At 70.6% G+C, this 26748-nt stretch carries 24 protein-coding genes; 14 read left to right on the plus strand and 10 right to left on the minus strand.

The window, feature by feature from the left end; all coding sequences use genetic code 11:
* Nucleotides 1-8: 8 nt before the first annotated feature.
* Nucleotides 9-2354, minus strand: a complete 2346-nt coding sequence (locus JNO44_RS06375) for a helix-turn-helix domain-containing protein (protein WP_205362157.1) — start codon at nt 2352-2354, stop codon at nt 9-11.
* A gap of 169 nt (nt 2355-2523) precedes the next feature.
* On the opposite strand from JNO44_RS06375, the gene JNO44_RS06380 reads away from it, so the two are divergent.
* From JNO44_RS06380 to JNO44_RS06390, 3 genes are all read left to right on the plus strand, one after another.
* On the plus strand, nt 2524-3585 hold the full coding sequence (locus JNO44_RS06380) for an AfsR/SARP family transcriptional regulator (protein WP_205362159.1): 1062 nt from the start codon (nt 2524-2526) through the stop codon (nt 3583-3585).
* A complete protein-coding gene (locus JNO44_RS06385; protein WP_205362161.1) occupies nt 3582-4307 on the plus strand; it encodes a DUF6585 family protein in 726 nt (241 codons plus the stop codon). The genes JNO44_RS06380 and JNO44_RS06385 overlap by 4 nt, the downstream gene beginning before the upstream one ends.
* 126 nt (nt 4308-4433) lie before the next feature.
* Nucleotides 4434-5180 (plus strand): cutinase family protein, encoded by a 747-nt coding sequence (locus tag JNO44_RS06390; RefSeq protein WP_205362163.1) that lies wholly within the window; start codon nt 4434-4436, stop codon nt 5178-5180.
* A 185-nt stretch (nt 5181-5365) separates the two neighbouring features.
* On the opposite strand, the gene JNO44_RS06395 is transcribed toward JNO44_RS06390, so the two are convergent.
* The 3 genes from JNO44_RS06395 to JNO44_RS06405 form a co-directional block, all read right to left on the minus strand.
* Entirely contained in the window at nt 5366-6952 is a 1587-nt protein-coding gene (locus JNO44_RS06395; RefSeq protein ID WP_205362165.1) for a GMC family oxidoreductase, read from the minus strand.
* Nucleotides 6953-7105: 153 nt separating this feature from the next.
* Nucleotides 7106-7516, minus strand: a complete 411-nt coding sequence (locus tag JNO44_RS06400) for a hypothetical protein (RefSeq protein WP_205362167.1) — start codon at nt 7514-7516, stop codon at nt 7106-7108.
* Between the two features lie 259 nt (nt 7517-7775).
* A complete protein-coding gene (locus JNO44_RS06405) occupies nt 7776-7940 on the minus strand; it encodes a hypothetical protein (protein ID WP_159425973.1) in 165 nt (54 codons plus the stop codon).
* Between the two features lie 849 nt (nt 7941-8789).
* Between JNO44_RS06405 and JNO44_RS06410 the strand changes: the two genes are divergently transcribed.
* Complete coding sequence (locus tag JNO44_RS06410) at nt 8790-10772, plus strand: hypothetical protein (protein ID WP_205362169.1); 1983 nt, start codon at nt 8790-8792, stop codon at nt 10770-10772.
* Nucleotides 10732-11154 (plus strand): hypothetical protein, encoded by a 423-nt coding sequence (locus JNO44_RS06415; RefSeq protein ID WP_205362170.1) that lies wholly within the window; start codon nt 10732-10734, stop codon nt 11152-11154. The genes JNO44_RS06410 and JNO44_RS06415 overlap by 41 nt, the downstream gene beginning before the upstream one ends.
* 252 nt (nt 11155-11406) lie before the next feature.
* Here JNO44_RS06415 and JNO44_RS06420 read toward each other — a convergent pair whose 3' ends face one another.
* The gene (locus JNO44_RS06420; RefSeq protein WP_067355202.1) at nt 11407-11616 is read right to left on the minus strand and encodes a hypothetical protein; all 210 of its coding nucleotides are present in this window, start codon (nt 11614-11616) and stop codon (nt 11407-11409) included.
* Nucleotides 11617-12055: 439 nt separating this feature from the next.
* On the opposite strand from JNO44_RS06420, the gene JNO44_RS06425 reads away from it, so the two are divergent.
* The gene (locus tag JNO44_RS06425) at nt 12056-12637 is read left to right on the plus strand and encodes a methyltransferase family protein (protein ID WP_240167453.1); all 582 of its coding nucleotides are present in this window, start codon (nt 12056-12058) and stop codon (nt 12635-12637) included.
* A gap of 121 nt (nt 12638-12758) precedes the next feature.
* On the opposite strand, the gene JNO44_RS06430 is transcribed toward JNO44_RS06425, so the two are convergent.
* The gene (locus JNO44_RS06430; RefSeq protein WP_205362171.1) at nt 12759-13280 is read right to left on the minus strand and encodes a hypothetical protein; all 522 of its coding nucleotides are present in this window, start codon (nt 13278-13280) and stop codon (nt 12759-12761) included.
* Between the two features lie 291 nt (nt 13281-13571).
* On the minus strand, nt 13572-14261 hold the full coding sequence (locus JNO44_RS06435) for a hypothetical protein (protein ID WP_205362172.1): 690 nt from the start codon (nt 14259-14261) through the stop codon (nt 13572-13574).
* Nucleotides 14262-14562: 301 nt separating this feature from the next.
* On the opposite strand from JNO44_RS06435, the gene JNO44_RS06440 reads away from it, so the two are divergent.
* Nucleotides 14563-15036, plus strand: coding sequence for a YfbM family protein (locus JNO44_RS06440; RefSeq protein WP_205362173.1), 474 nt, complete (start codon nt 14563-14565; stop codon nt 15034-15036).
* Here the strand turns inward: JNO44_RS06440 and JNO44_RS45060 are convergent.
* Both JNO44_RS45060 and JNO44_RS06445 read right to left on the minus strand, forming a co-directional pair.
* Complete coding sequence (locus JNO44_RS45060; protein ID WP_420882740.1) at nt 14961-15323, minus strand: DUF6924 domain-containing protein; 363 nt, start codon at nt 15321-15323, stop codon at nt 14961-14963. The two genes, JNO44_RS06440 and JNO44_RS45060, sit on opposite strands and share 76 nt — an antisense overlap.
* Before the next feature lie 76 nt (nt 15324-15399).
* The gene (locus tag JNO44_RS06445; RefSeq protein WP_205362174.1) at nt 15400-16413 is read right to left on the minus strand and encodes a hypothetical protein; all 1014 of its coding nucleotides are present in this window, start codon (nt 16411-16413) and stop codon (nt 15400-15402) included.
* Nucleotides 16414-16686: 273 nt separating this feature from the next.
* Between JNO44_RS06445 and JNO44_RS06450 the strand changes: the two genes are divergently transcribed.
* Genes JNO44_RS06450 through JNO44_RS06465 form a run of 4 tightly spaced genes read left to right on the plus strand, consistent with a single transcriptional unit; the run spans nt 16687 to nt 21764 of the window.
* Nucleotides 16687-18870 carry a HAMP domain-containing protein gene (locus JNO44_RS06450; RefSeq protein ID WP_205362175.1) on the plus strand — a complete coding sequence of 728 codons (2184 nt, stop codon included), beginning with the start codon at nt 16687-16689 and terminating at the stop codon, nt 18868-18870.
* A 4-nt stretch (nt 18871-18874) separates the two neighbouring features.
* On the plus strand, nt 18875-20194 hold the full coding sequence (gene pgsB, locus JNO44_RS06455) for a poly-gamma-glutamate synthase PgsB (RefSeq protein ID WP_205362176.1): 1320 nt from the start codon (nt 18875-18877) through the stop codon (nt 20192-20194).
* Complete coding sequence (locus tag JNO44_RS06460; protein ID WP_067355194.1) at nt 20191-20673, plus strand: poly-gamma-glutamate biosynthesis protein PgsC/CapC; 483 nt, start codon at nt 20191-20193, stop codon at nt 20671-20673. Before pgsB ends, JNO44_RS06460 begins: the two co-directional genes overlap by 4 nt.
* A gap of 20 nt (nt 20674-20693) precedes the next feature.
* On the plus strand, nt 20694-21764 hold the full coding sequence (locus JNO44_RS06465) for an NlpC/P60 family protein (protein WP_205362177.1): 1071 nt from the start codon (nt 20694-20696) through the stop codon (nt 21762-21764).
* 196 nt (nt 21765-21960) lie between these two features.
* Here the strand turns inward: JNO44_RS06465 and JNO44_RS06470 are convergent, their stop codons facing one another.
* A complete protein-coding gene (locus JNO44_RS06470; RefSeq protein WP_205362179.1) occupies nt 21961-22629 on the minus strand; it encodes a hypothetical protein in 669 nt (222 codons plus the stop codon).
* Nucleotides 22630-23305: 676 nt separating this feature from the next.
* Here JNO44_RS06470 and JNO44_RS06475 point away from each other — a divergent pair.
* From JNO44_RS06475 to JNO44_RS06485, 3 genes are all read left to right on the plus strand, one after another.
* Nucleotides 23306-24169 carry an isocitrate lyase/PEP mutase family protein gene (locus tag JNO44_RS06475; RefSeq protein WP_205362181.1) on the plus strand — a complete coding sequence of 288 codons (864 nt, stop codon included), beginning with the start codon at nt 23306-23308 and terminating at the stop codon, nt 24167-24169.
* Between the two features lie 182 nt (nt 24170-24351).
* Nucleotides 24352-25506 carry a bile acid:sodium symporter family protein gene (locus JNO44_RS06480; RefSeq protein WP_205362183.1) on the plus strand — a complete coding sequence of 385 codons (1155 nt, stop codon included), beginning with the start codon at nt 24352-24354 and terminating at the stop codon, nt 25504-25506.
* A 365-nt stretch (nt 25507-25871) separates the two neighbouring features.
* Nucleotides 25872-26741: an SDR family oxidoreductase gene (locus tag JNO44_RS06485; RefSeq protein WP_205362185.1), complete on the plus strand. Its 870-nt coding sequence runs from the start codon at nt 25872-25874 to the stop codon at nt 26739-26741.
* Nucleotides 26742-26748 lie beyond the last annotated feature (7 nt).

Below are 26748 nucleotides of genomic sequence, written 5' to 3' on the forward strand. Positions count from 1 at the left end.
CCGGCCGGTCAGGGGTCGCCGGCTACCCCTTCGGCCGGCTGGTGGGGGCGCGGTGACCGGTAGGCGCGGGCGAGGTGGTGCTGCAGGCGGGCGTGGCGGAACTGGTAGACCGCGCCGGCCTGGCGGAGCACGCCGCGCTGGTAGGCGTCCTCCAGGAAGGTGACCACGGACCAGGGCAGCCGGCCGGTCAGCGGCAGCCAGATCCGGGAGAAGACCGTCCACTGGCCCCAGGAGGTCAGGCTGAAGGTGTAGCCGAGGGCGCCGCCGAGCCCGCTGATGACACCGAGTTTGAGCGCGGCCGTGACGTTCCAGATGACCGGGCCCAGGAGCGCCGCCATGGGCTGGATCGCCAGCACGGAGCCGAAGCCGACCAGGATGCCGAAGGTGGGCGCCCAGAGCAGGAGTTGGGTGGCGACCGTCCGGCCGTTCGTCCGCAGGAGGCCGACCGGGTTGACGGCGGACCGGATGTCGAGCGGGGTTTCGAAGAGGGTCAGCAGGCCGAAGGTGGGGCCGGCTGCCAGCGCGAACATCACGCCGTAGATGAGGCCGTCGCCGAGGCTGCCGGCCAGGACGAGGGGGATGCTGACGTGGTACGAGAGGCCGTTGGCCACCCCGCGGACGAAGCCGTAGCCGATGCCGAACACCAGCCCGCAGAGCACCCCGATGGCCAGGCGGCGAAGGGGGCTCCGCCCGGTCCGCCGTTCTCTGCCGAATATCTTCATGCGCACGCCGGACGGTTCCACGGCCGTGTCCTTGGCCGCGACCATGAACCAGTAGGCGATGCCGAAGAGGAGCCCGCCGAGGAGCCCCGCCACCAGCCCGTCCGCGAGTTGGAAGGCGAAGGAGTCGAAGAGGGTGCCGACCACGCCGTCGACCAGCCCGATGGCCACACAGATCACCAGCGACGTCACCAGCGTGCGGGGGATCCGGCGCAGTCCGTGCCCCAGCCGCCACCACTCCAGGTCGGGGGTGTCCAGGCGGGTCAGGTGGTGGGCCAGGTAGCCGAGCCAGTACTGGGCGCGTTCCGGGTCGAAGGTGCGGCGCGATCCGCTGCCGGGGTGGTGCCCGGGCCGAGGGCGGTAGACGGTGGCGGTGAAGTTGTCGAGGAGGTGGTCCTCCAGCTCCTCGGGGGTGCGAAAGCGCCGGGTGTCGAGGAGCGCGGCCGGGTCGTGGTCGGGGGTGTCGCTGTAGACGGCGCGGGCGAGGGTGACCATCAGCGGAGTGGTCAGCACCGCGGTGAGGTTGGCGGCGGCCTGGCTGCCCGGTCGCTCCTGCAGTTCGCTCAGCACGGGATCCCAGGCGGTCGCCGAGCGGCTGCCCCCGCCGCGGGCCTTGCGGGTGGTGCGCGGCAGGTAGTCGGCCAGATCGGCCAGGCCGAGATCGGTGAGTTCCACCGCGGCGGCGGAGGTGAGCACGTCGGTCTCCGCCACCGCGGCGGCGTACTCGGACGGGCGGCTCGTCAGCAGCAGCGGCAGGGTGGTGGCGTTGAGCGCCTCCAGCGCGGGGCGGCGCAGTCCGTCGGCGATCTCGTCGAAGCCGTCCAGCACGGGGAGTATCCGGCCGGTCTCGACCAGCGCGGCGGCCAGGCTCGACCCGCCCGGTGCCGAGGCGGCCAAACCGGGCTGGTCGCGGGTCAGTTGCGCGGCCAGCCAGTCCCGGAGGGTGATGGCGGTCGGGTCCCACGAGCCGATGCTGAAGATCACTGGTACGGCGTCGGCGCGGCCCCGCGACTTCAGGTGGTCCAGCACGAACCGCACGGCGAGGATCGACTTCCCGGAACCTGAGCGGCCCAGCACCACCAGCCGCCCGGACGGGAGCCGCCGGTACACGTCCACGATCTCGTCCAGTTGCCCGCTCAGGTCCAGCGGGCCGTGCGTCCCCCCGGCGGGCAGTCGACGGATGTTGGCCCAGTGATCGGTCAGCTCCTCGGCGACCGGCCGCCAGCGCACCGGCAGCGGGTAGGGATCGTGGACCTGCCGCTGTTCCTCCTCGCGCTGCCAGCGGGCGGCGACCGTCTGCGCGACCTGCTCGGCCACGTCGGCCAGGGTTTCGTGCAACGCCGACCCCGATGGGCCGCCGGTGGCCGGCTCGGGGCGCGGCGTCGCGTCGTCCGACGGGCCGTCGTCGACGGTCCGGTGGACGGCGGCCGCCAGCAGCCGCTCGCGGTCCTCGGGGCTCAGCCCGAGCGCGTCGGCCAGCAGCCGCACCGTGGTCACCCGTGGGTCGGCGCGCTCGCCGGTCTCCAGCCCCCGGATGGTGCGCACGCCCACTCCGGCACGCTCGGCCAACGCCTCCTGCGTCATCTTCGCCTCGCGCCGCAGCCGTTTCAACAGGGCGCTGAACTCACTGGTCACAGATCACGGCCCTTCCCCCTGCCCATCGATTTCCCCAGGTGAGGGACTCTAGCGCGGCCACCGGCCGGATACGGCCGGTCTGCTGGCCTGTCCGACGGACCGCTCCGGGACCAGCGTCGACGGCAACCGCCCGACCGCTTCACGTCATGTCACGTCAGGAGAGCCCGCGATGCCGACCACCGCGACCCTCGGTCAACCGACCGTCCCCCCGCTCACGCACAAGGAGCGCGAGGTGCTCCACGCGGTCGGCTGCGGTCTGACGAACACCGAGATCGCCGACACCCTCACGCTGTCCGAGGGCGCGGTCGACGGACACCTCGCCCGGATCCTCGCCAAGCTCGAACTGCGCGACCGGGCCGCCGCCATCGTCCACGCCTTCGACTGCGGGCTGGTCGTCCCCGGCCGCGGCCCTCGCGTGGCGGCGAGCCCGGAGCCGCGGACCGCCCTGCGCGCGGCACCCGAGCCACAGGTGCGGATCTCCGTGCTCGGGCCGGTGCGGGCCTGGCGCGAGGGGCAGCCGGTGGACCTGGGGCACCTGCGTCAGCAGGCCGTGCTGGCGTCGCTGTCGCTCTGCTCGGACCGGACGGTCAGCCAGGAGGAGTTGCTGGACGGGGTGTGGGGGTTGGAGCCGCCGATCACGAAAGTGGTGCCGGTGTACATCTATCGGCTGCGGAAGATCCTCCGCTCGGAGAACGCCACGGACTCGGTGATCCAGCGCGATCGCTGCGGCTACCGGCTGGTCCCCGGCGCGGTCGAGGTGGATGTGGCGCGTATGGAGCAGCTGGTGACCGCCGCCGGGGTGGCCGAGCGGGCCGGCGAGCTGACCGAGGCGGTCGGCATCTGTACCCGGGCGTTGGACCTGTTCCACGGGGAGCCGTTGGCCGGGCTGCCGGGCCCGTTCGCCGAACTGGAGCGGCTGCGGCTGACCGAGCGCCGGATCGCCCTCGTGCAGCGGAAGCTGGACTGGCAGCTGCAGTTGGGCCGGCACTCCGAGGCGATCAGCGAGCTGTGGGCCCTGGCCGTGGCGCAGCCGCTGAACGAGCCGGTCGCCGCGATGCTGATGCGCGCGCTGTACCGCACCGGCCGGCAGGCCGACGCGTTGACCGTCTTCGAACGCACCCGGCGGCGTCTGGCCGACGAGTTGGGGGTGTCGCCGAGCCGACTGCTCAGGCAGACGCAGCAGATGATCGTGCGCGGCAGCGACGCCCGCCTCGCCCCCACCACGCCATGACCGCACCGACGCCGCGCACCCGCGGTGAGGAGCTGCTGTTGGCGCGGATCTCCGCGGCGGCCGGCCGCGCACACCTCGGCAGACGGCTCGCCACGTATACGGCGACCGTGCTCCGGGGCCCCGCGCAGGGCGGCCCGGTCCGGGCGATCCGGCTCCTGCCGGCCCTCGCCCGGTACGGCAGATGGTCCGCGCCGAAGGTGTGCGCGAACGCCCGACTGGACCTCTACGAAAGCGGAATGACGGTGGCCGTCAAGGGGCGGATTCATGTCGTCCGTTACGACGCCACCGCCGTGTTCCAGAACAGCGCCCGCCCGCGCGGCATCTCGGCGCTCGTCGGCACCTCCTGCACCTATACGCTCACCGACGTCGAACGGAAACGGATCGTGCTGTATCGCAGACCGGACGACGGCGAGGCGGCAAAATGGGGGCCGGCGATTCAACGGGCCGTCGCCCATGCCCAGCTTCCGCGGGCATGGGCGGCCCTTCGCAAAGGCGAGCACCTCGCCTTCGGGGATATCTGGTTGACCGCGGAAAAGGTCGGTTGGGGAGGGTTTTCCGTGCCATGGCCCCAGGTGCAGCAACTCGCAATGAAGAACGGGGCCATCACGCTCACCCTCCACGGAAAGCACCACACACTGACCCCAACGGGGTCCAAAATACCGAATCTCTACCTGTTCTCTGCGCTCGCCGAACGCCTTCGAACGGAAGCGCTACAGGAATGACAGCGACCGGTCCCCGTCAATTCCGTCAACGCGTCCAGCGGTTTCATCCCCATTCCAACGCCAGCGGATAACGTCTGCTCGTGGCACAGCTGTTGTGCCCGAACCAGCTCAAGGAGAAGCAGAGCGATGACCTTGCTCAGCACATGGAAGAAGGCGATCGGTGCGGCGGTGGCCATGATGGCCGTCACCGCCGTCACCCCCACCGTCGCCCACGCCGATCCGGTGCGCCACTACTACCTGGAGGTCGGCGGCACGGGCTCGGCGGCACCGTCGCCCGACTGCACCTCCACCTACGCCTTCGCCAACAAGCACCTCAACGGCGGCATCCCCGTGCCGGTCTGCTACCCGGCGAGCGCCGGCCCCTGGCTCAACGGCCAGAACGCCCCGGACGTCAACGCGCCGAGCTACGACGCGAGCGTGCGCGAGGGGTACCGCAACCTGCTGGCCGCCGCTGAGGAAACCCACCGCCGCGACCCGAACGCCCGCTTCACGATCGTCGGCTACTCGCAGGGCGCACAGGTGGCGGACCAGGTGCTCCAGACGATAGCCGCTGGCGGCACCGACATCCCCCGCTCGCAGGTGAACGGCATGCTGTACGCCGACCCCATGCAGCCCGGCACCGGCGTCTGGTCCCGGGTTCCGAAGGGTTGGAGCGCCCTCGGATTCACGTCGACGGGTGCCGGCCTGACGAAGTTCGACGGCGTCCCGGTGCAGCGCTTCTGCATCCGCACCGACCTGGCGTGCGACGCCACCTCGCTCCAGTCCATCCCCGGCTTCCTCAAGCAGCACCCCAAGTACTGGCAGGACGGCAACATCATGACGCAGACCATCGGCCAGGACGGCGGCGACGGCATCACGTGGTACGACGCCTGATCGGCCATCAATCAGGCGCGAGCATAAGCAAGTTGATCGACGAGTGCCACGGACAGACGCGCTCGCTCGGCGGGCGGTCCCCGCGCTGTTGATCACGCACGTCCCGGAGCCGACGGCGGGTGCCTCGGCTCCGGGACGCGTGCGCGCGATCGCCCACGACTGGTCGGCCGCCGGTCAGGGGATCGTCATCGCACGGCTCCCGCGGCGCCGTTGCCGGTGCTGCCCTTGATGAGGTCGGCTGCCTTCTCCGCGGCCATGATCGTGGGCGCGTTGGTGTTCCCGCGCGGCACCGTCGGGAACACCGAGGCATCGACGACCCGCAGGCCCGCCACGTCGAACACACGCAGTTCGGGGTCGACCACCGCACCGATCGCACAGGTCGACGTCGGGTGGTACAGCGTATGTCCGGACCGCTGCGCCCAGGCCAGGAGCTCCGCGTCGGAGTCCGAGTCCCGCGGCATGTCGGCGAACGGCCCCGTGGCGACGTCGGTGATCGCCCGCTGCGCCGCGATCTCCAGGGCGATCCGGATGCCGGCGACGATGCAGTCCCGGTCCTCGGCCGTCGTCAGGTAGTTGTGCACGATGCGCGGCGCGGCGTCCGGGCGCGCGGAGCGCAGTGTCACGTTGCCGCGGCTGGTGGGGGCGAGCACGCACGGGCCGAAGGCGAAGCCGTGCTCGGCGGCCGGGCCGAGCCCCTCCTGGCGGTAGAGCGCGGCGGCGGCGTGGAACTGGACGTCCGGGGCGGCCAGGCCGTCCCGGCTGCGGAAGAAGCCGCCGGTCTCGCCGAGGTTGGAGGTCAGCGGTCCGCGTCCCTCGCTCTGCAGCAGTGCGGCGTTCTCCGGGCTCGCGGCGCTGATCAGGGACTCGACCTCGGTACGGAAGTTCAGCAGCGTCATGTAGTGGTCCTGCAGGCCCTCGCCGACCGGCAGGTCGCGCACCACGTCGATGCCTAACGCGGACAGTGCGGCGGCGGGCCCGATCCCCGACAGCATCAGCAGCTTCGGGGACTCGTAGGCGCCCGCGGAGAGGATCACCTCGCGCTCGGCGCGGACGATCTCGACGGTGCCGTCCCGCTCCACCTCCACCCCCGTCGCCCGACCGCCCTCGATCAGCACGCGGTGCGCCAGGGCCGAGGAGAACACGGTGAGGTTGGGCCGTTCGAGAGCGGGGTGCAGGTAGGCGACGGCGGTGCTACAGCGCATGCCGCCGCGCTGGGTGAGCTGGTAGTTCCCGACGCCGAACTGCGTGGAGCCGTTGAAGTCGTCGTTCGCCCGGTGCCCTGCCTGCGTGGCCGCCTGCACGAAGGCCGCGGCGAGCGGGTGTCCTGACCTGCCGTCGCTGACGGTCAACGGCCCTTTCACGCCGTGGAATTGGTCCTCACCGCGCTCGTTGTCCTCGGCGCGCCGGAAGTACGGCAGCACCTCGGCGTACGACCAGCCCGTGGCCCCGGCCGCGGCCCAGCCGTCGTAGTCGGCGCGGTTGCCCCGGATGTAGATCATGGCGTTCATGGAGCTGGAGCCGCCGAACGTCTTGCCCCGGGGCAGATAGGTGCGGCGCCCGCCGATCCCCGGCTCCGGTTCGGAGTCGAGGTCCCAGTCGAGGTCGGACTTGAACAACTGGGGGAAGGCGGCCGGGATGTGGATCTCCTGGGCGGTGTCGGGGCCGCCCGCCTCGATCACCGCCACCCGGACCCCGGGGTCTTCCGACAGCCGTGCCGCCAGCACACAGCCCGCCGATCCGGCACCGACGACGACATAGTCATACAGACTCATACCATCCCCTTTGATTGTGGTTGAGGAGCGCGTGTGACGAACCAGGAGCGCGCGGTGCGCACGGGCGCGGCCGAACCACCTTCTGCAACGCGTTGGCGAACACGCCCTCGGCCGTCGTCGGGATCACACTGCTCGACGAGCGTCGCAGCATCGTCATGTGCCGTGCCCTGCGGACCTGGTGGGATTCTTCCCCACGGGCGCGAAGGCACAGAAGGGCTCGATCTCGCCCCTGCCCCTCGCCCAGGTCTTGGCGGTCTCCATCAGGTGCTTCTGCTCATTGAGCGGCAGGGCGACAGCGCAGCACCGCACAACGATGTGTTCGCCGTGACGGGTGGTCACGACGACTCCGGAGCCTTCGCCCTCGATGGCGCCGACGGGCGCGGACAGGCTCGGTTCGCCCCCCTGATCCGCCGAGCATGGCGCCCAGGAGCCGCTCGGTCTCCCCTCGACGGGCCAGTTGCCTGCGGACTCGAAGAATGCACCCCGGTCTCCGAACGTCGTGGCCGCCCAGAGAAGCACCTGCGCGACGTCCTGCTCGCAGGAGGAGTGGACCAGCGTGGCCAACGCCCGTCCAGTGCGTCCCTGTCACATTCGGACAAGTCCGGCGAGTCGAGCCGATCCTGGAGCGGCTCGCTCTCGATCGCGGTGGTGTCTGGAGATCGTCGAGTCGTTGTATCAGCGGGTGCCGCCGGACGGTTCGGCGGCAGTCCGACGCCCGGCGCGAGCCGCATCCTGCGGTGCGCGCCGGGCACGAGGAGGACCAACGGCCCAGGAGGGCGTCGCCCTCACAGTCAGGCGAGTGCCATGACAGCGGATCGAGCTTTCAGCGGATGATGACGACGACGTTGCCGCCGCGCCCCCGGAAGGGACGACGGAAGTAGCCGTAGTCGTCATCGTCGCACCAGCCCCAGTCACCGCAGCCACCGCCGCGTACGTAACGGCCCCGGTCATTCACGCGGTAGCGGGGGAAGAGTGCCTTGAAGGTCATCTTCGCCTCCTGTGCATCGAGCCTTGCCGCAACCCTTTCCCGGATCGTCTTTCCGGTGGCGATTCAGTGCGCCCGCAAGGTGGGTCCATCAGGCTCGCCCAGACGGAACGCCTGGCTACGACGTTCTCGACATTACGTCGCCCCAACGTCGCAAACAAGGATTTTTTTTGAAAATTCAGGAAAAAGGTGCATTCAACTCTTGACGCGGCGCACCAACCGTTGCATGAAGCAATAGCCCGCGTCCTGCACGGTGGCGACTGTGGCAGCCCCACATGTCAGCTCCATCCTCACACCCCCGGTCGCGTGACGCGACTCGATGTTCACCATGCGTGCCCGGCAGGTGTGGGGCTCCCGCTTCGGTGACCGCCGGCCACCCGCACAGCGGCACGACGGACCGTCGGCGGCGTGCGTCCTCCCCGTCGCCCCCGTCCTACGCATCGTCCGCGCTGACCGACACGTCGGATGCGGCGGATACGACGGATACGGCGTTGTGGAGGGTGAGTTGGGCCGTGTCGTCTCCGCTCCGGCCCAAGTGGCGTACGTCGTGAGCGACATGCTCCGCGAGGGCCGGGTCCAGCTCCCCCGGGCCACGCGCGGCCGTCGCCGCCGGCCATGGCGAGGGCCGCCCATGCCGACCTCGACGCCCAACAGCTCTCGATTTCATCCCCATTTCACTCACGCTCCCTACCCTGCGACCAGGCGGATGACCTCGACGTGTCGGCGATCTGGTGGCCAAGCCACCCGTGCTGAACAATGAACCTCCCCTGCTCTCAGGGTAGTTGGGGAATCGAAGAGCGCCGGTGGCATGAGGGCATCACTGCGTCGACACCGACGGCCTAGGGGGAATCCATGACGGAGCCGACACGCCAGGACGGCCAGTGGCCACCACAGGGACGGCAGCCGGGAGGTCCGGAAGGGCCGCCGGAGCCCGGCCCGTTCGGTCCGCCACCCGGCGCCTTCGGGCCACCACCGCCCCCACCACCGCAGGCCCCGCGCGTCCCTCCGCAGGGCTTCCCCTACGGGCCCCCGGCCTCGGAACCGGCGGCCGGCGGCCCGGCGCAGCGGCTGCACCCCTCGGGGCGGCGCGGGCGTTTTCTCCTCTTCGGCTCGGTCGGAGCACTGGTCCTGGCCCTGGTGGCCGGAGTGCTGCTCTGGAACAACACCTCCGGCCCGCGTCAGCCGGCGGCGGCCAAGCAGAACCTGGAGCCGTTCCAACAGGCCCTGGCCGAGCTGGCCGCTGCCCCCGGACTGCAGTACAAGGACTCCTCTTCCGCCGGCCTCAGCAAACGCGACATCACGGTCACCGCCTCCGGCAGTCGCTACGGCACCACGGGCTACGGCAGCCGGCTCGACCGCGCGATCCTGCACGTGGGCGGCAAGACCTTCACCCGCAGACAGGACTCGCCCGGCGCCACGGACTCGAACAAATGGGCTGCCGGGGACGGCAGTTCCGGCTCCGCTGACGACGTCGTCAAGCGCACACCGTCCCCGGCCGTGCTGGCGATGCTGCTCTCCGGGCTCCTGGACGACATGGCCGACGCACCGTCACCCAGTGCATCGGCCCAGCGACCCGCCACGGTGAACGGCACGGCGGCCCTCGCGGCGGACACGCCAGCGGGCCGACTGCTCATCACGGCCCAGAAGCCGTACCGCGTGCTGCGCCTGGAGCCCTACGGGCCGTCGCGGTCGACCGGTGGCTCCACCGCGGGGACGCGACCGCTCTCGGCGGCGATGAGGCCGATGGCGGCGCGGGATTCCGGCGAGGATCCGTCGCAGACCCCGACGGTCACCGAAGGCCCGCTCGTGGGGAGTGACTCCCAGGGCATGGACCTGGCCCCGGTCACCGGCGATGCCGTCGAGCCGATGTTCAGCAACCTGGAGAAGCAGACCAAGGAGCTCAGCGACGCCACCGACAGTGGCATATCCCTGGCCCTCAACGGCTCCGGAACCGTCAAGTGCAGCTCGGGCGGGTGCACCGCGAACAGCGGCTTCGTCGGTCAGATCACCACCAGCGCGAAGAGCCGCCTCACGGGCGGCCAGGTCACCGCCGTGATGACCGCCTCCTTCAGCATCGACGGCAGGTCCGCCGGCCGCTGCACCAGCTCGCCGAGCTCGTTCGCCGTCGCCGGCACCACCGTCTCCGGCGACCTGTCGTGCTCCGATCCGGGCGCCGGACCGGTCTTCGCGTCGGTCGAGGCCCAGAAGAAGGCCGACGCCCAGGCCCGTTCCCGCGCGAACGGCGGCCGCCCGGTCCAGTACCGCATCCCCTACAACGCCCAATGGCTGATCACCGCACGCGCACTGGCCACGGTCGAGGTCCAGAAGCTCGTCAACGGCGTGAAGCGGGAACGCGACAACACGGGCTGCAGCAAGGCCAACGGCTTCCGCCCCAGCGCCAGCCTCTCGACCGGCGGATTCCACGCGTACCACGCACAGGCGGGCAAGGCATGGGCGCTCGCCCAGGACGGCGACGACGACCCGCACTCCTTCTCGAACCTGATTCCCGAGGACAAGCCCGACTGGTTCAAGCCGATTCCGCCGAAAACCGCGCTGGAACGCTCCGGAAACTACCTCTACGTGGTGCTGGAGAACGGCGATCTCGTCATCGGCAAGAGAACGGCAGGGCATATCAACCTTGCCCGCGGCAACCCGGTGCTGGCCGCCGGCGAGTTCAAGACCAAGGGCGGCCAGGTCGTCTATCTCGACAACAAGTCCGGACACTACCGGCCTTACGGGGCACGCGCACAGAAGGCGGCCGTCGACGCATTCAACAGAAACGGACTCAATGCGGATGGGAAGTACAACGCCGCCTGGGGAAAGCCCGGCTGCTGATCCCCTCACGCGCTTTCAGAGCATCGTTCAAGATGTCCTGGATTCCGCCGAACATTCATGCGGAGTTGAGGTTCTTGAAACAGATCTGGAGCGCGCACTTGAGTTACTGCGGAGTACCCCCGACCGGCAACCGCAATTCGAGGCAGAACTCGTCGCCTTGATCGATTCGATGCGAGAAGGCGTCGTCGAACTGGTCTCCTTCGTCATGCACGAGTTGCGGTGGCCTGCGGTGGAAGAAGCCATTTCCCGCCGTATCTCCGCGCCCTTGAGGGACGTCAGCCATCTTCGACTCTACGAGGCGATGCTGGAAGCCTTCTCCGATTCGTGGCGCGACCGCGATCTGTACGCGAGGTTCGAGGCCGAGGAGCGGCGGGAGCCTTAAGGGGCGGGCTGCGGAGCGCGGGCCCGGCCCCCCGCCCCACCAGGGGCACAGGCGGCCCGTCAACTCCCCTTCGGCGGCCCGGACATCGTCCACCACCACCCCATACGACAACGTCGGCCTTCAAGACCACCATCAGGTCTTGAAGGCCGACGTCACACAGGACCCCGAATTACCCCACATCCACCCGGGGCGGTTGCGGGGCCCATCGGCCGAGCACCGCGCTATAGCCGTATCTCAGCCGCAGGTGGTGTCTCAGTGACCGATCGGGCCCAGGGGGATGTCCGAGACGGTAATGCTCAGGGACTTCACGGAGCCACCGGTCAGGATGGGCAGGCCATTCGGGCCCGGGGCGAACGTGGCGGTCAGGCCATTCAGGGAGCCGCTGACGGAGAGACCACCCGCGACGTTGTCGAGGTCGTCGTCGGCTATCTCGCGGGTCTCAATGCCGGAGGTGTTGCTCATGATGATGAGCGTCCTTTTTCTCTAGAAGTGAGTCGCAATGCGTGGCGCACTGCGGTGGGAGTCCCTTGAACGACTCCCGCCATGCTTTAGATTGCACGCTCGCGCGGGTCGAGAAGAACGAAACGGCACACCCTTCACTCACCGCACACACCAGGTTTTTAAACGGAAGGCAGAATTCACACAAGGCCCTGGATTGGTCCACAGCATCAGGGCACGACTGCCGTGGCCCACTACTCTCGAGTACCCCCCTGGATCGCGCCCGACGGGGACCGCTTCGGGGGAATAAAGCACGAAGAAACCGGCGCCCCAAAACGGCATGCGGGGGCTCTCCACCCCCCTCTCCACCCATGAGTTGAGCCGCTCCACCCGGTCCGGGTGCGATGGTGACATCGCGCGATCCCGTGGCGAGGTACGGGATCCTGGACGTCCGGGAGGTGCCGTGGTGCACCACGTCATCAACACCGCACTCACCCTCACCATCTGGGTCTGGGCGGCGGCCGAGATCCTGCTCCAGATCCGACAGCGGACCCGCAGTGCGCGAACCGAGCGCACCGAGTGGCTCAGCCTGCTGATCTTCCCGGTGCTGCTCGGCGGCGGAATCGCGCTGGCGGCGCCGCTCCGGCGCGCGTTGCCCGGCCTGTCGTACTCCACGAACGCGCCGCCCCTGGAAGTCACCGTGCTCCTGGTGGCCTGGGCCGCAGTGGGCCTCCGCCTGTGGGCCATCGTCACGCTGGGCCGCTTCTTCCGCGGCACCGTGCACATCCAACACGGCCACCGGGTCGTCAGCTCGGGACCGTACCGCTGGGTACGGCATCCCGCCTACACCGGCATCCTGGTCGCCGGCCTGGATCTCGCACTCCTCACCGACAACGTCGTATCCGCGCTGGTGTTCACCGCGTGCGCCCTGATCGCAGTGGGGTACCGCATCCACGTCGAGGAGCGGATGCTGCTCGACGCCCTGGGTGAGGAGTACCGGTCCTACGCCACCCGGACCCGCAGGCTCATCCCCGGCATCTGGTGACGCTCCCGTATCGCCCACACCGCCCGGACACCGAACGGCGGATCGCGGAGATGCCCCGCGCGGCCACGTTCACGTGCCTTCGGCCAGACACCGGTCTTCCCGCCGGCGCGGGGCCCGGCAGTCAGGGGCGTCTGGCCTCTGAGACTTCTGAGAAGTCCGGGGCATCCGGGACGTCCGGGGCATCCGGGGAGGCGAAGTGGAACGGCACTCCGAGATGGTCGGCCAAGGCTCGTCCTGCCTGGGCGGCAGCGACGCCCGGCGCAGACCCGCCGGGGCGGTGGTGGACGGTCGCCAAGTGGCCTTCCCCGGACGGGTCCGCCAAGACCGCGACCAGGAGCACGAACCAGTCATGGACGGTGTCGCCGTCCCAACGCGCCTCGACCGCGGCCACCCGTCCCGGGTGGGTGGCCGCACGGGCTGCCAGTGAGCGGACATCGAGCGGATCGGGCAGCGCGTGCCGCACGCGATCGCCGAGGACCTCGTAGCGCGCGTGGACCACGCGTTCCGCCTCGTGCAGATCGAGCCCGAGCGGGCGCAGCGCGTCCCACACGGCCTTGACCGCCATCAGCCGGCGGTCGCACAGCACGTGCGCATCGACCTCCCGACGGGTCCGGTCCTCCAGGTATCTCCACCATCCGCTCACTGGGCCACCGGGGATCCCATCAAGTACCTCATACACCGAACGTACCCCACCCGGAACGGAGGTCCGGCGGCCGGCGTACGGGGGCTAGGGCCTGTCGTCACACTCCCGTCGTTCGCCCGGAGGGCGGGCCTCGCGGCGTCTGGTGCGTGCGATCTCAAGGCGGAGGGGCATCCCGGTACCGGGCGTACCGGGATGAGCCCGACAACGCAGCATGGGGGTCCCCCGCGCCCTCAAGGCGTGGGGGAGTGCGTGCCAGGCGTCGCGAGGCAGGCGGGAGTTTGACGACCGGCCCTAGCTCACGAACTCCTCCGCCCCGTACCGCACCCGTGCCGTCGCCCAGTCGACGCCGAGCCCGGCGACGAACTTCCGGGCCAGGGCGAGGTCGTCGAGCGGGGCGATCAGGACCAGCCGCCCGCCGGTGGTGACGGAGCCGCCGCCCAGCCGGTCGCGGACGACCGGGTCGGCCACCAGCGCATCGTGCAGGCGTCGTGCGTCGACTCCCGGCGCCTCGATGTCGACCGCATTGGTGTCGGCTGCCGTCCGTGGCAGGTAGCGGAAGGTCAGTACCGACTCCTGGTGGTACTGCTTGGCCAGCACACCGGCGATGTGGTGCAGCCCGTCGGCGGAGACACGGTTCACATCGAACTCACGCGACCGCTCGTACGTCGTCTTCTTCAGCTCCGACGACCAGAACACCCCGTCCAGGAGGCGGGAACTGCCGGCGCGGGCGTGATGGGAGCGGATGACGTCCCGCACCTCCCGGTCGAATCGGATCAGTCGCGTCCTGAGTCGCGGGTCGGCCGGGTCGGTGATCTGATCGGTGTTGTTGGTGGCGAAGATCTCCGCCTGGACGGCGGCACGGGCAGGCAGCACCGACGCCGGCGCAGAGGCAGACGTGGACGCAGCCTGGGCCGGGCCCGTACCCACCGCGCCCGATGCCATGACACAGACCATCACCAGAATGCCGAACCGTGGCTTCATAGCCCCGCCCCTCGTCTGTCGCTCCGCCACACCGCGCCGACGGGCACGGCGTGATCATGGTAGGGACGCACACCCATACTTCGCCTGGCTTTGCTCGGCACTGGCCAATTCTGTTGCGTGCCCGACCGGTTGCCACCACTTCTGATCCGTGCCGCGCCGCGCGCGCACGCGGCGCGATGGCCGCCTTGCCCCGGTGTCCACATCCTCGTTCGGGCTGTCGGCTCGGACTGTCAGTGGGGCCTGGAACACTCGTTCTTCGTAGCGATGGATCGATCTCGACTCGATGATGGGGGCTGCCTTCATGGGCATGGTCATCTCGTTCACCTGCGTGACGCCGCAGGAACTGGACAGGGCGGAGCAAGACCCCGAGTGGGCGCGGGACTTCCTCTGGAAGATCGACGAGATCCGGCCGGACAACCCCGAGGCATACCTCGACAAGGCATGGGCCGGCCTGGAGTTCCTGCTCGGCGAGGCCGATGAGCCCCTTGAGTTCCTGATGGACGGTAACCCGATAGACGACGAAGGTTCGCTGTTCATCTGGGACGTCGAGAGCGTCCGGGACACGGCGAGGAGGCTGCGGGCGCTGCCGTGGGAGCGGCTGGTCACCCATTACGACCCGGTTCGGATGACCGAGGAAGAGGTGTACCCCAACATCTGGGATCCCGAGGACGAGGACGAGCCCGAGTATCTGAAGGGGGCCTACGAGACGTTGGTGAGCTTCTTCGAGGCCACTGCCCGCTCAACGTCCGCGGCGCTGATGAGCTTCAGCTTCTGACGGACCGAGTCGGAGAGGTCGGGGTACTCGCGGAAGAACAAGTTGGCGATGTGGCCGTTGACTTCCACGCCGGCGACATGGCGGGCCGGGATCCGGAACGGCTCTTCGCATGGCCGGGGTTCCGCGTCCTCGTCCCCGTGGACCCCGATGCCGATGCCGAGGAGTGTCAGGCCGACGGAGGCGAAGGTCTCCGCATCGGCCAGGTAGAGGTGGTGGTACGGCAGGTGGTGGTACGGCAGGTCGTGGCCGGTGGCAGGAGATGCGGCCTGCGCCGTCCCGGGGAGCAGGACGCGGTACTTCTCCTCGTCGTCCGGACCGTCGTCGGCCTCGTCCGGGCAGTCGTCGGCGTCGCTCGGGCCGCGGTCAGCGTCGTCCCGTCGTCGGGTTGTGCCGGGTCCACTCGCGGGTGAGGGTCTGCACGGCGGATGCCGCGCGGTCCAGCCGTCGGTTGTCCGTGCGGACGGAGTTGGCGAACTCGACGTGCAGGAAGGGGATATGGCGGTCGGATGCCGCGCGGCCCTGGACGTTCTCGGTGCCTTCCAGCGGGCAGGAGCGGAGCCAGGCCCGGCACACCTGGAAGGCGTCGTCGGTCAGGGCGTTCGCGAGGGCCCGGCCGTCGGCGCGGCCGGCGCTCCCGATACCGGGCGAGGCGATGACGTCGTAACCGGGGGCGGAGTCGTCGGCGAAGCCGTGTACCTGGATGCCGGGGAGGCCGCGGGCGGCCAGTTCGTCGCAGACGGCGTCGAAGACGGTGTCGCGGCGGTGGGCGACGTCGGCCGCGCCGTCGCGGCCGGCGCGACGGTGCGCGCCCGCGATGACCAGGACGCCCCCGGGGGAGTTCAGCAGCACGCGCGCGCCGAGCAGTTCGGTGTGCCGGTCGGCGACCGGGTGCGGCACCTGGACCGACCAGCGCACCGGCGCGGAGAGGTCGATGTAGACCCGGCCCCAGCCGCGGGGGGCGGGGTTCCGCGTCGAACGGTCGGAGATCTCCGCGTACAGGCGGTGCGTGGCGGCGTCGACTTCGACGCGCAGTTGGTAGTCGATGGTGTTCAGCCGTTGCGCGGCCGCGTCGCGCCGGCCGTCGAGGACCAGTCCGACGGCCTCGGCCATCGTCCGCCGGTCGTCGCGGCGGGGCTGCTGGTATCCGGTGTGCTCGGAGAACCCGGCGGCGTAGGCGGCGATCCGGCGGTCGAGCCGGACCGGCGGGGCCCCGCTCGGCTCCGCCGCATCGCCGGGCCGGGTCGTCGCCCCGGCGTCGTGCGCGGCGGAGCCGCCCGTACGGCCCGAGCCGCCGCAGGCGACGAGTGAGGCGAGCAGGGCGAGCAGGACGGCCGCCGAAGCGGCGAGGGTCGTGGGGGACTTCCGGTGCGCAGTCATGGCCACACCAACGATACGGGGAGCCACTCACTCGCCTGTATGCACCCCTTTGTCATGATTTGTAACGCCACCCCGGAGAGCAATTTCACTTTTTTTGAGAAATTCACAACCATTTCTTTACCCTACGGGTCGCACGTGTCCGGGGCGCTTCCGCGCACCTCCGGCGTACCTCCGCATGGGGCGGTGGACGTGCGGATTCAGGATTGGTGAAAGGAGCACGGGGTGGCCGCTTCGCGTCCGAAGCGACGACACAAGGTCCGCCGACGAGCAGACATGTCCCTCATCGGCGGGATCCGTCCACCGATCGCCGTGCTGTCGGCCCTGGTCCTGTCCCTCGCGGGCATCACCGCACTCACCCTCGGCACACCCGACAACGTCCGGGTGCCGGAGGCCGTGCGCCTCTCACAGCAGTACGTCGCCGAGGACGCCGCGATCGCGCTGCGCGCCTCGCTCGACGAGTCGCGCACCGACCTCACCCGCACCGCCGCCCTGTTCAACCAGGGCCCGCCGGCGTCGCCGGACACCGTCCTGGACAAGGTCGGCAGCGTCTACCAGAAGTGGCGCGGCACCGCCGTCATCGAGATCAGGTCCGGCAAACTCCTCGGCGCACGCGGGGAGAACGTCCCGCTCGCCGCGATCGACCGCACCCGGCTCGACGGCGCGGACGGCCTCGCCCCGCGCGTGGTGCGGCTCCCCGACGGCCAGTCCCGGCTGCTCACCCTCGCCCTGCTGTCCTGGGACGGGCGACCGCAGCAACTCCTGATCGGCGCGAGCAGCCTGAACGTGCCGGGCGTCACCCTCGGCGCGCACCGTGCCATCGGTGTGGTCGACGCCGACGGACGCGTGGTCGGCAGTCGCGGCGCGCTGGGCGACGCGGCGGACCGGGAGCGGCTCGCCTCGTTCGCCGGGACCGCCGCGGAGCGGGCGAAGCAGAACCCGATCACCGCCAAGCAGCCGGGCGCGGGCGGCTACCCGGGCGTCAGCGGCCACCTCGCCGCGGGCGCCTCGGAAGGCGGGCAGTCCGTCGCCGGCTACGCCTCACTGGCGGGCGCCACCCCGGGCGAGTCCACCGGCGCCGCCGGGCTCGGCCTGACCGTCGTCACCCAGGTCCGCGTCGCCGCTCCGACCGGGCAACTCGCCGGTCCGGCCTTCGGCCTGGCCGCCGCGGTCGCCCTGCTGCTCATCGGCGGCCTCGCGGTGCTCCTGCTGCTGTCGACCGTGCAGCGCCCGCTGATCCGGCTGTTCCTGGAGAGCCGCCGCCTCACCCGCGGTGACCTGGCGCGCCCCGTCACCGTGCCGCGGTCCGGCGAGGCCGCACGGATCGGCGCGGCCCTGGAACGGCTGCGCCGCCAACTGCGCGGCGCCCCGGCCGAGTCCACCGCGGAGGCCGCGCCGCGGCGGCACCGCTTCGGCGCCCGCGCCCTGCTCGCCGTCGGCGCGGTCCTGCTGCTCGCCTGGTCGGTGCCGCTGATGCTGCTGCTGAACCGGGCCGACGACGGCGTCCGCATCCCGACCCAGACCGTCCGCGACCAGAAGACGCGCACCGCGACACTCGGCGACCGGATGCGCCGGGCCCTCGACGAGGGGCACGCCGACCTCGCCGCCGTCGCCGACCTGATGGGCGAGCGCACCTCGCCCGACGCGATGCGGACCGTCCTGGCCCGCGCGGCACAGGACCACCCGCGCTACGAGTCGCTGTTCGTACTCGGGCCGGACGGCGAGATCCTCGCCAAGGCCGGCCGCACCCCCCACACCGCGCCGGGCAAGGGCCCGTCCGACAAGCGGTTCCAGGTGAGCGGGCACGGCGGCGCCAAGCCCGTCGTCACCGCCACCGCCGAGCTCCCCGGCCGCCGCGGCACCGCCGTGGTGGGCGAGTTCCGCATCGACTTCCTCAACGGGCTCCTCGGCCGCCCGGGCCTCGGCGAGGTCCGCGTGGTCGACGCCGGGGGACGGGTCATCGGCAGCAACACCGGCTACCGGGCCTTCCAGCGACGGCCCGACCACCTCGCCCCGCTGGTCGCCGCGAAGGAGGCGTCGGCCGCCGTGCAGCGGGACGGCGGCACGGTGCGGATCGTCGCCGCCGCGCCGTTCACGGGCGGCGGCGCGGCCCAGGACCTGACGTGGACGGTGGTCAGCTCGCAGCCCGCTTCCGCGCTCGCCATCCCCGAGTACACCCGGCAGAACCACACGGTGCTGGTGGGTCTGCTCGGCGTCACCGCGGCGGCCGGCTGTCTGGGCTGGCTGCACATCGTCGTGGTCCGGCCGTTGCGCGCCCTGGCGGTGCACGCCGAGCGGCTGGCGGACGGCGACCGCAGGACCGTGCTCTTCCCCCGTCACCACGACGAGGTGGGCGCCGTCACCCGCAGCCTGGAACTGATCCGCCAGCAGCTGCAGCACCAGCAACGCCCGCACGACGGAGCCCCGCGCGCCTCGGCCGCGGCCGGAAGGACCCCCTGACACCGTGCTTTTCCTCTACACCGTGCTCGTGGTGTGCGGTGCCGTGCTGCTGATCGCCGGAGTGGTCGAACAGCGGCGGCACTTCGCCAACCTCGACCGCATCCCGACCCGCGTCCTGGTCAACGGCATCCGCGGCAAGAGCTCCATCACCCGCCTGTGCGCGGGCGCGCTGCGCGGCGGCCGGCTCACGACCGTCGCCAAGACCACCGGCACCGCCGCCCGCTTCATCCACCCCGACGCCACCGAGGAGCCCGTCTACCGCAAGTTCGGGATCGCCAACGTCGTCGAGCAGATCGGCATCGTGCGCCGCGCCGCCGCCTACCGGCCGGACGCCCTGGTCATCGAGTGCATGGCGGTGATGCCCGCGCTCCAGGAGATCAACCAGTCCAAGCTGATCCGGTCCACGATCGGCGTGCTGTGCAACGTCCGTGAGGACCACCTCGCCGAGATGGGGCCGACCCTGGACGACGTGGCGCGTTCGCTGTCCCGTTCCATGCCGGTGGACGGCATCTGCGTGACGGCGGAGAAGGACCGCTTCGGCATCCTCCAAGAGGAGGCCGACGCGCGGAACTGCCGGCTGGTCTACGCCGACCCGGACACCGTCAGCGACGAGGAGCTGCGCGGCTTCAGCTGGTTCACCTTCAAGGAGAACGTCGCCATCGCGCTGACCGTCGCCGAACTCCTCGGCGTGGACCGCCGCACCGCGCTCCAGGGCATGTACGACGCCCCACCCGACCCCGGCGTCCTCTCCGTGGAGCGGTACCGCACGCCCGAGGGCAAGCGGCTCCGCTTCGCCAACGTCTTCGCGGCCAACGACCCCGAGTCGACGTTGATGAACATCAACCAGCTGCTCGACCTGGGCGCCATCCACCGCCCCCTCCACGTGGTCGTCAACTGCCGTCCGGACCGCGTCGAACGCAACGGCCAGATGGGCGAGTTGATCCCCGACCTCGACCCGGAGCAGGTCTTCGTCATCGGCCACCCGGCCAAGTCCGCCATCGACGCGATCCCGGCCGCCTTCCGGGACCGGGCGGTGGACCTCGGTGGGGACCGGCGCGATCCGGAGGAGTTCATGGGGCAGTTGCTGGGCCGGCTCGGCCCCGACTCCTCGCTCGTCGCCATCGGCAACATCCACGGCCAGGGCGAACTGCTCCTGGAGCACCTCGCGCGGCTCGCGCCGGACGAGGGCCCCGCCGACCAGACCGGCGGGAACACCACCCCGCACGACGGCACCGCGCCGCTGTACACACCGCGCCTCGCCCCCGACCAGCGCCGTCCCCAGGCGCGCGAGGAGTGGCACACCCTAGGAGAACAGCACCGTTGATCCCCTCCGTCCTCACCCCCGAGATCGCCGCGATCGGCATCGCGATCGGGCTGCTCTTCTCCCTGATCTGCTATCTGACGACCAACCTCTCCCCCGGCGGCATGATCACCCCGGGCTGGCTGGCCCTGACCCTCGTCGAGGACCTCCAGCGCGCCGCGATGGTGCTCGGCGTCACCGCCCTCACCTACCTCGGCACGCTCCTGATGCAGCGGTACGTGATCCTCTACGGCAAGCGGCTGTTCGCCGCGGTCGTGCTGCTCGGCGTCACCCTCCAGGCCACCGTGATGATCGTGCTCTCCCTGGAGTTCCCGCTGATGTACGCGAACCAGACCCTCGGCTTCATCGTGCCGGGCCTGATCGCCTACCAGTTGGTGCGCCAGCCCAAGGGCCCCACCCTCCTGGCCACGGGCTCGGTGACGCTCATGGCCTACGTCGTCCTCACCGCCGGGATCCTCCTCGGCGTCATGCCGTCCGCCTGATCGCCCGGGAGCCTCACCGCATGCCCCACAAGAAGCGCCCCCTGCTGCACGCCCTGACCGCCCTCTCCCTCGTGGCCGGCAGTGCCTACCTCACCGTGGAACTGCGCAGGGACACCCAGGACAAGGCGCCCCGGGCCCAGGCCGTCACCGACACCCCGCTAACCGGCCCGGCCACCGACCGGCAGCGCGGGCAGACCTGGGAGCGCCTGAAGAACCCCGACCGCAGCGTGCTGCGCGGCGAGAGCGGCCAGGTCCTGGCCACCTTCACGGACCGGTCCCGCACCGCCACGCTCAAGGGCCCGTCGCGCACCTTCGACGAATCCGCGAACACCGCGACCCGCGTGGTCACCGAGGACTGGGTGCGCCTGATGCCCCGGGCGTGGCGTGCCGGGGCCGAGGAGGAACGCTGGTTCCAGGACTGGTTCCGGAAGTACCGGGGCAGCCAGGAGGAAGATCTCTTCGCCGTCGCCTTCCAGTACGTCGCCGGGGCACCCGTCAAGAAGGACCCGCAGGGCATCCCGTACGCCGGCGACGCCAAGTTCGGCCCGGTCAACCCCGACCTGTCCAGGCACCGCGGCACGCCGCTGCTCGAACAGTCGGACTTCTTCGACTACTTGGGCATCCCCTACACCTTCCGCGACGGCACCGCCAAGCGCCCCGAACCGGCCCGCTACCGCGCCGTCGACTGCTCCGGCTATATGCGGCTGGTCTTCGGCTACCGGGCCCGCTACCCGCTCGCCCCCGTCGACGGCAAGGGCGACGGCCTCCCCCGCACCGCGAACGGCATGGGCCGCTCCCACCTGGGCGCCGACGTCATCCCGCTGTCCGGCCCGGGCCCCTGGTACGCACGCCCGCAGAACATCGACGTGCTGCAGCCGGGCGACCTGGTGTTCTTCAAGATGGACCGGCACACCGGCGAGCGCCTGGACCACGTGGGCCTGTACCTGGGCCCCGACACCGAGGGCCACAAGGTCTTCATCTCCAGCCGCAAGGAGGTCAACGGCCCGACCATCGGCGACACGGGCGGCGTGTCCCGACTCGACGGCAACGGCTTCTACGCCCAGTTGCTCCGCAACGCCAAGCGTCTCTGACGCCCACGCCCACGGCCGGGACCCCTCCCCGCCGGCCCCGGTCCTGCCCCACACCCCCGTAGCGGGTCAGGACCGGGCGGGCCGCGCACCGGGAGGGACAACGATCAGCATCGCGTGCCACACCACCGGCTGTCGTGAGCGCACGATCCACTCGTGCTGCGCAATGCGTAGCCTGATCGACGGACGGCCTCGGGTGTCAGCCCTGGGGCGGCGGCAGCAGGTCGGCGTGCTGAACGGTGTATCCCCCCTTGGTGACCGGGGCGTAGGGGGCCGGCGCCATACAGGTGCCGACCTCGGCCTCCGGCGCCGCGGCGGTGCCCGGCAACAGGTTCACACCGTTCCAGGAGAATCCCACCCGGTCGCGGGAGCCGCCTCGTTCCTTGCCGCCGTGGCCCTTGCCGCCCTCGTCCTTGCCGCCGTCGTAGACGCTGAACCCCATCCGCTTGCCCACCCACGGCGGTCCACCGGGGCTGACCTTGGTGATGACGGCGGTCAGGGTCGCGGTGTGCGGACCGGTGACCAGGCAGTCCACCCGTCCCTCCGAGGTGTAGGTGACATGGCGTTGGGCCGAGTAGTGGGAGATCTTCACCGTGCCGCGGGCATCGGTAGGCAGGCCGGTGGGAATGCCGGGGAGCGGTCTGCTGTAGGGCGCGGCGGACGCGTCGAAGGTGAACGAACGGATGTCGTCGTCCTTGACGTACGGCAGCGCGAACTCGGCACTACCGGTCACCTTCGCGTAGGCGGGTCCTGACTGCGGCCTCTTGCCGCTGTCGTCGGCCGACGCGGCCGACGCCGTGGCCACGGTGCCCAGCACGGCGAGTGCCGCCAATGTTGCTGCCATCTTGCGGTAGGACGAAGAACGCATGGAATTCTCCTGGGAGTTGGGGCGCTTTGGGCGAGTGCACCGCGGCAGAACCATCGTTCATGAAGGACGCCTTTCCGCTCATCCACCTGCGGTCGCAACTGCAGCGCCCTTGACTCACCCTCCAGACACCGCATGACATCGGCCGTAGGTCGCACACCGCGGCAGGTGAAGTCATCCGCCGTAATGCCCATGCGCCCACGGCCTTCCAACGGATCGGCACCGAAGCGGCCGGGAACCCGATACCGATGGCCCGACACGGCACCAACTCGACGGCCCCACCTGCGGAAAGGCCGTCTGTCGACAGCCGCCGGCAGTCGATGGATTTCCCTGGCATTACCTGGCATTCCCTGTCCGCCACACCGTCACCGACGTTGCCCCAAAGGGCCTGCCCGGCCCGCCGGAGAGCCGCCCACCGAACGGCTCAAAAGCGACGCCTACCAGCGGTCATTACTAATCCATGGTTGCGCCATTACCAACACTTTTCCTAACCTTCTGGCACGGAGAGCGCAAAGCCGCTCACCGAACGGGCCAGTTCAGGCATGACAAAACCGGGGGCACGCCAGAGCGGCGTGCCCCCGGTTGGTTCGGCCCGTGACGCATCGCACCGACCACCGCTTTGGCAGGCAACGGGTCGGTCGCGACGCGCAGTCCACGCGACCACGCATCGGAGGGTACCGTGAACCACCCCAACCGATTAAGAGCCGCGATCCAGGCGGATGGCACCACCCCGCTGATCGGCGTCTTCGACATGTTCTCCGCGTCCCTGGCGGCGCGCCACTACGACGGGATGTTCGTCTCCGGCTTCGGCTTCGCGGCGTCCCACTACGGCCTGCCGGACATCGGCTTCATCGCCTGGCCCGACATCGTCGCCTTCGTACAGCGGCTCCGCATGGCCTTTCCGCAACAGCACCTGCTGGTCGACATCGACGACGGCTACGTCGACCCGGAGACCGCCTGCCATGTCGTCCAGCAGTTGGAGGCCATCGGCGCCTCCGGGGTGATCCTGGAGGACCAGCAGCGTCCGCGGCGTTGCGGCCACGTCGACGGCAAGCAGGTGCTGCCGCTGGAGGAGTACCTCGCCAAGCTCGACCTGGTCCTCCGCTCCCGCCGGGACCTGGTCGTCGTCGCCCGCACCGACGCCACCGAAGAAGAGGAGATCCTGCGCCGGGCCAAGGCCCTGGCCGCGACCGATGCCGATGTGATCCTCGTGGACGGCGTGCGCAGCGTCGACTGGATCCACAAGGTGCGCCACGTCATCGGCGACAAGCCGTTGCTGTTCAACCAGATCGCGGGCGGCAAGTCGCCCCGACTGTCGCTGACCGAGCTGCAGCAGCTCGGCGTCGATGTCGCGATCTACAGCACGCCCTGCCTCTTTGCCGCCCAGACGGCCATCGACCAGGCACTGGCCGAACTGAAACAGGCCGACGGGCGTCTGCCCGAACACGTTCCGGGCGCCGTCGGCGTCAGCGAGTGCCTGACGCTGCTGGAGCAGAACATCAGCCGCCACCACGACCGGGCTCCGGCCGAGGCCACGCACTGACGCCCCTCGGACGTACCGACACCGGCCCAGGCACCGTCCCGCACGCGGCCTAAAGGCCCGGACAGCGGGGTCGCGCCGGCACCCCGACCGGCCGCCCGGCGCGGCCCCCTGCCCCGTCTCCCCTGCTCCTGCCCTGCCCTGCCCTGCCCGCAGCGCACCGCTGCCCTCCCCCGGAGGAAACCGTGCCGCACCCTTCCCCCGGAACCACCGACCCGGTCCTGCGCGGCCTGCTGCGCCGCGTCGACTGGTACATCGTCGCGCTCTTCTGTGTCATCGGCCTGGCCGCGGTCGCCCCGGCCGACGGGGCCGCCGCCGAAGGCGTCTCGCTCACCGCCCGCCTGGCGGTCGGTCTGCTCTTCTTCCTCTACGGCGCCCGGCTCTCCCCCCGAGCGGCCCTGGACGGCGTACGGCACTGGCGGCTGCACCTCCCCGTCCTCGCCCTCACCTTCCTGGCCTTCCCCGCGGCCGGACTGGCGGTCGGGCTGTTGCCGGAGACCGTGCTCAGCGCCGAACTGGCCACCGGTGTCCTCTTCTTGACGGTGCTGCCCTCCACCGTCCAGTCCGCCATCGCCTTCACCTCGATGGCCCGCGGCAACGTGGCCGCCGCGATCTGTTCGGCGTCGTTCTCCACCGTCCTCGGCGTGGTGCTCACCCCGCTGCTGGCCGTCACCCTCATCAGCCACACCGGAAGCGGCCCCGGGCCGGGCGCCCTTGCCATCACCCCCGCCCGGATCGTCGACATCGCGCTCCAACTCCTCGTGCCCTTCCTCGCCGGACAGGCGCTGCGCCGCTGGATCGCCGACTGGCTGAGCCGCCATCGGGCGCTGACCACCCTGTCCGACCGCGGCTCGATCCTGCTCGTGGTCTACTCCGCCTTCAGCCACGGCATGACCACGGGCATCTGGCACCGCGTCCCGCCGCCGCGGCTGCTCCTGCTGGCCGCGATCTGCCTGGCACTGCTCGGCCTGGTCCTGTTCCTGGCCGACGGCACCGCGCGCCTGATCCGCCTGCCCCGCACCGACCGGGTCACCGCCGTCTTCTGCGGTTCCAACAAGAGCCTGGCGAGCGGTCTGCCGATGGCCACCGTGCTCTTCCCACCGGACCGGATCGGGATCACGGTGCTCCCGCTGATGCTCTACCACACCCTCCAACTGGTGCTCTGCGCCTACTTGGCCCGTCGCTGGCAGCCCCCACCGCCCGCCGCCACCACACCGGAGACGATCACCTCAGCCAACCCCGCAACGACTCCCACAACCACAGTCACCAGCAAGGCCGATGAGGCCTCGTCAGAGGAACGGAGCGGTCGCCGGGGCCTCGCCCCATCGGACAGACCTTAGGTGCGGCGGGTCAGCGGGTCACGGTCCACTTCCGGTTTCGGCGCCGTTGCAGTCCCACAGGCCCGGTCGCGCCCCGCTGGCGGCGTTGAACCCCAGGGCGTCGAGGCACTTGCCGCCGCGTCCTGAGCGTCCGTGCGCCGCCGTCGGCAGGCGCACGGACGCGGACAGGAGAGTCGAGACGCGGTCAACCCCGGAAGCACCCCTATTCTCCCGCCCGGCGCAGGGGTCAACGGGCAGCAGATTCTGGGGTGTTAGGGCCTCGGCGCCCTTCGTTAACGTCGGTCGCGGACTTTTCTCTTGATTTCTTTCATCGGTCCCGATGGGCGTGCAGCAGCTGCGCGGTGTCACAGTGAGGGCGAAAAGACATGGTTGAGAAGGCTGGGTCGGCGCGCGGGGTCGTACTGATCACCGGGACGTCGTCCGGGATCGGGCTGGCTACCGCGGTGGCAGCGGCCCGGGCGGGCTACACCGTCGTCGCGACGCTGCGCAACCCCGATCGCGCCGGCGCGTTGCGAACGGCCGCCGACGAGGCCGGCGTCGCACTCGACATCCGTCGACTGGACATCACCGAAGAGACCTCCCTCACCGACACCGTGGCGGAGGTGGCGGCGGCGTACGGCCGGCTGGACGCGGTGGTGAACAACGCGGGCGCGGGCAGCGTCGGGACGTTGGAACTGCTGACGATGGACCAGGTCCGCGCCGCCTTCGAGACGAACTTCTTCGGCACGATCGCGGTCACCCGGGCCGCCCTGCCCCATCTGCGGGCCAGCCGGGGACGGTTGGTCACGATCGGCAGCATCGGCGGGGTCGTCGGCCAGCCGTTCAACGAGACCTACTGCGCCGCCAAGGCCGCGGTGGAGGCGTACCTGGAGAGCCTGGCGCCGGTGGCCGACACGGTGGGGGTGGCGGTGTCCATCGTCGAGCCCGGCCCGGTGCTGTCGTCGTTCGTGGACAACATCGACCTGGACCGCCCCGCGATGCTGGCCGCCGCTGGCCCTTACACGCCCGCGCTCGGCAGCTACTTGGAGTACATCCCCGAGATGTTCGCGTCGGCGCAGACCCCGGAGGAGGTCGCCGCGACCGTGCTGGACGTGCTGGCCGACCCGGCGCCGCCGTTCCGCGTCCAGACCTCGCAGTTCGCGAAGGAGTTCGTGGCCGGGAAGTTGGCCGACCTCGACGGTTCGGCGGTGGTGTCCACCACACGGAAATGGCTGGGTGCCGCGTCCGCCGAATGACCGGCGC

The organism is Streptomyces noursei, assembly GCF_016917755.1.
Lineage (GTDB): Bacteria > Actinomycetota > Actinomycetes > Streptomycetales > Streptomycetaceae > Streptomyces > Streptomyces yunnanensis.

Bases quoted from the DNA above. Each gene is read 5' to 3' on its own strand.
- JNO44_RS06445 (WP_205362174.1), bottom strand. From the start codon at position 16,413: ATGACTGCGCACCGGAAGTCCCCCACGACCCTCGCCGCTTCGGCGGCC.
- JNO44_RS06420 (WP_067355202.1), bottom strand. From the start codon at position 11,616: ATGAGCAACACCTCCGGCATTGAGACCCGCGAGATAGCCGACGACGAC.
- JNO44_RS06415 (WP_205362170.1), top strand. From the start codon at position 10,732: ATGGGAAGTACAACGCCGCCTGGGGAAAGCCCGGCTGCTGATCCCCTC.
- JNO44_RS06450 (WP_205362175.1), top strand. From the start codon at position 16,687: ATGTCCCTCATCGGCGGGATCCGTCCACCGATCGCCGTGCTGTCGGCC.
- JNO44_RS06435 (WP_205362172.1), bottom strand. From the start codon at position 14,261: ATGAAGCCACGGTTCGGCATTCTGGTGATGGTCTGTGTCATGGCATCG.
- JNO44_RS06440 (WP_205362173.1), top strand. From the start codon at position 14,563: ATGGGCATGGTCATCTCGTTCACCTGCGTGACGCCGCAGGAACTGGAC.
- JNO44_RS06410 (WP_205362169.1), top strand. From the start codon at position 8,790: ATGACGGAGCCGACACGCCAGGACGGCCAGTGGCCACCACAGGGACGG.
- JNO44_RS06470 (WP_205362179.1), bottom strand. From the start codon at position 22,629: ATGCGTTCTTCGTCCTACCGCAAGATGGCAGCAACATTGGCGGCACTC.
- JNO44_RS06390 (WP_205362163.1), top strand. From the start codon at position 4,434: ATGACCTTGCTCAGCACATGGAAGAAGGCGATCGGTGCGGCGGTGGCC.
- JNO44_RS06395 (WP_205362165.1), bottom strand. From the start codon at position 6,952: ATGAGTCTGTATGACTATGTCGTCGTCGGTGCCGGATCGGCGGGCTGT.
- JNO44_RS06465 (WP_205362177.1), top strand. From the start codon at position 20,694: ATGCCCCACAAGAAGCGCCCCCTGCTGCACGCCCTGACCGCCCTCTCC.
- JNO44_RS06485 (WP_205362185.1), top strand. From the start codon at position 25,872: ATGGTTGAGAAGGCTGGGTCGGCGCGCGGGGTCGTACTGATCACCGGG.
- JNO44_RS06385 (WP_205362161.1), top strand. From the start codon at position 3,582: ATGACCGCACCGACGCCGCGCACCCGCGGTGAGGAGCTGCTGTTGGCG.
- JNO44_RS06380 (WP_205362159.1), top strand. From the start codon at position 2,524: ATGCCGACCACCGCGACCCTCGGTCAACCGACCGTCCCCCCGCTCACG.
- JNO44_RS06405 (WP_159425973.1), bottom strand. From the start codon at position 7,940: ATGACCTTCAAGGCACTCTTCCCCCGCTACCGCGTGAATGACCGGGGC.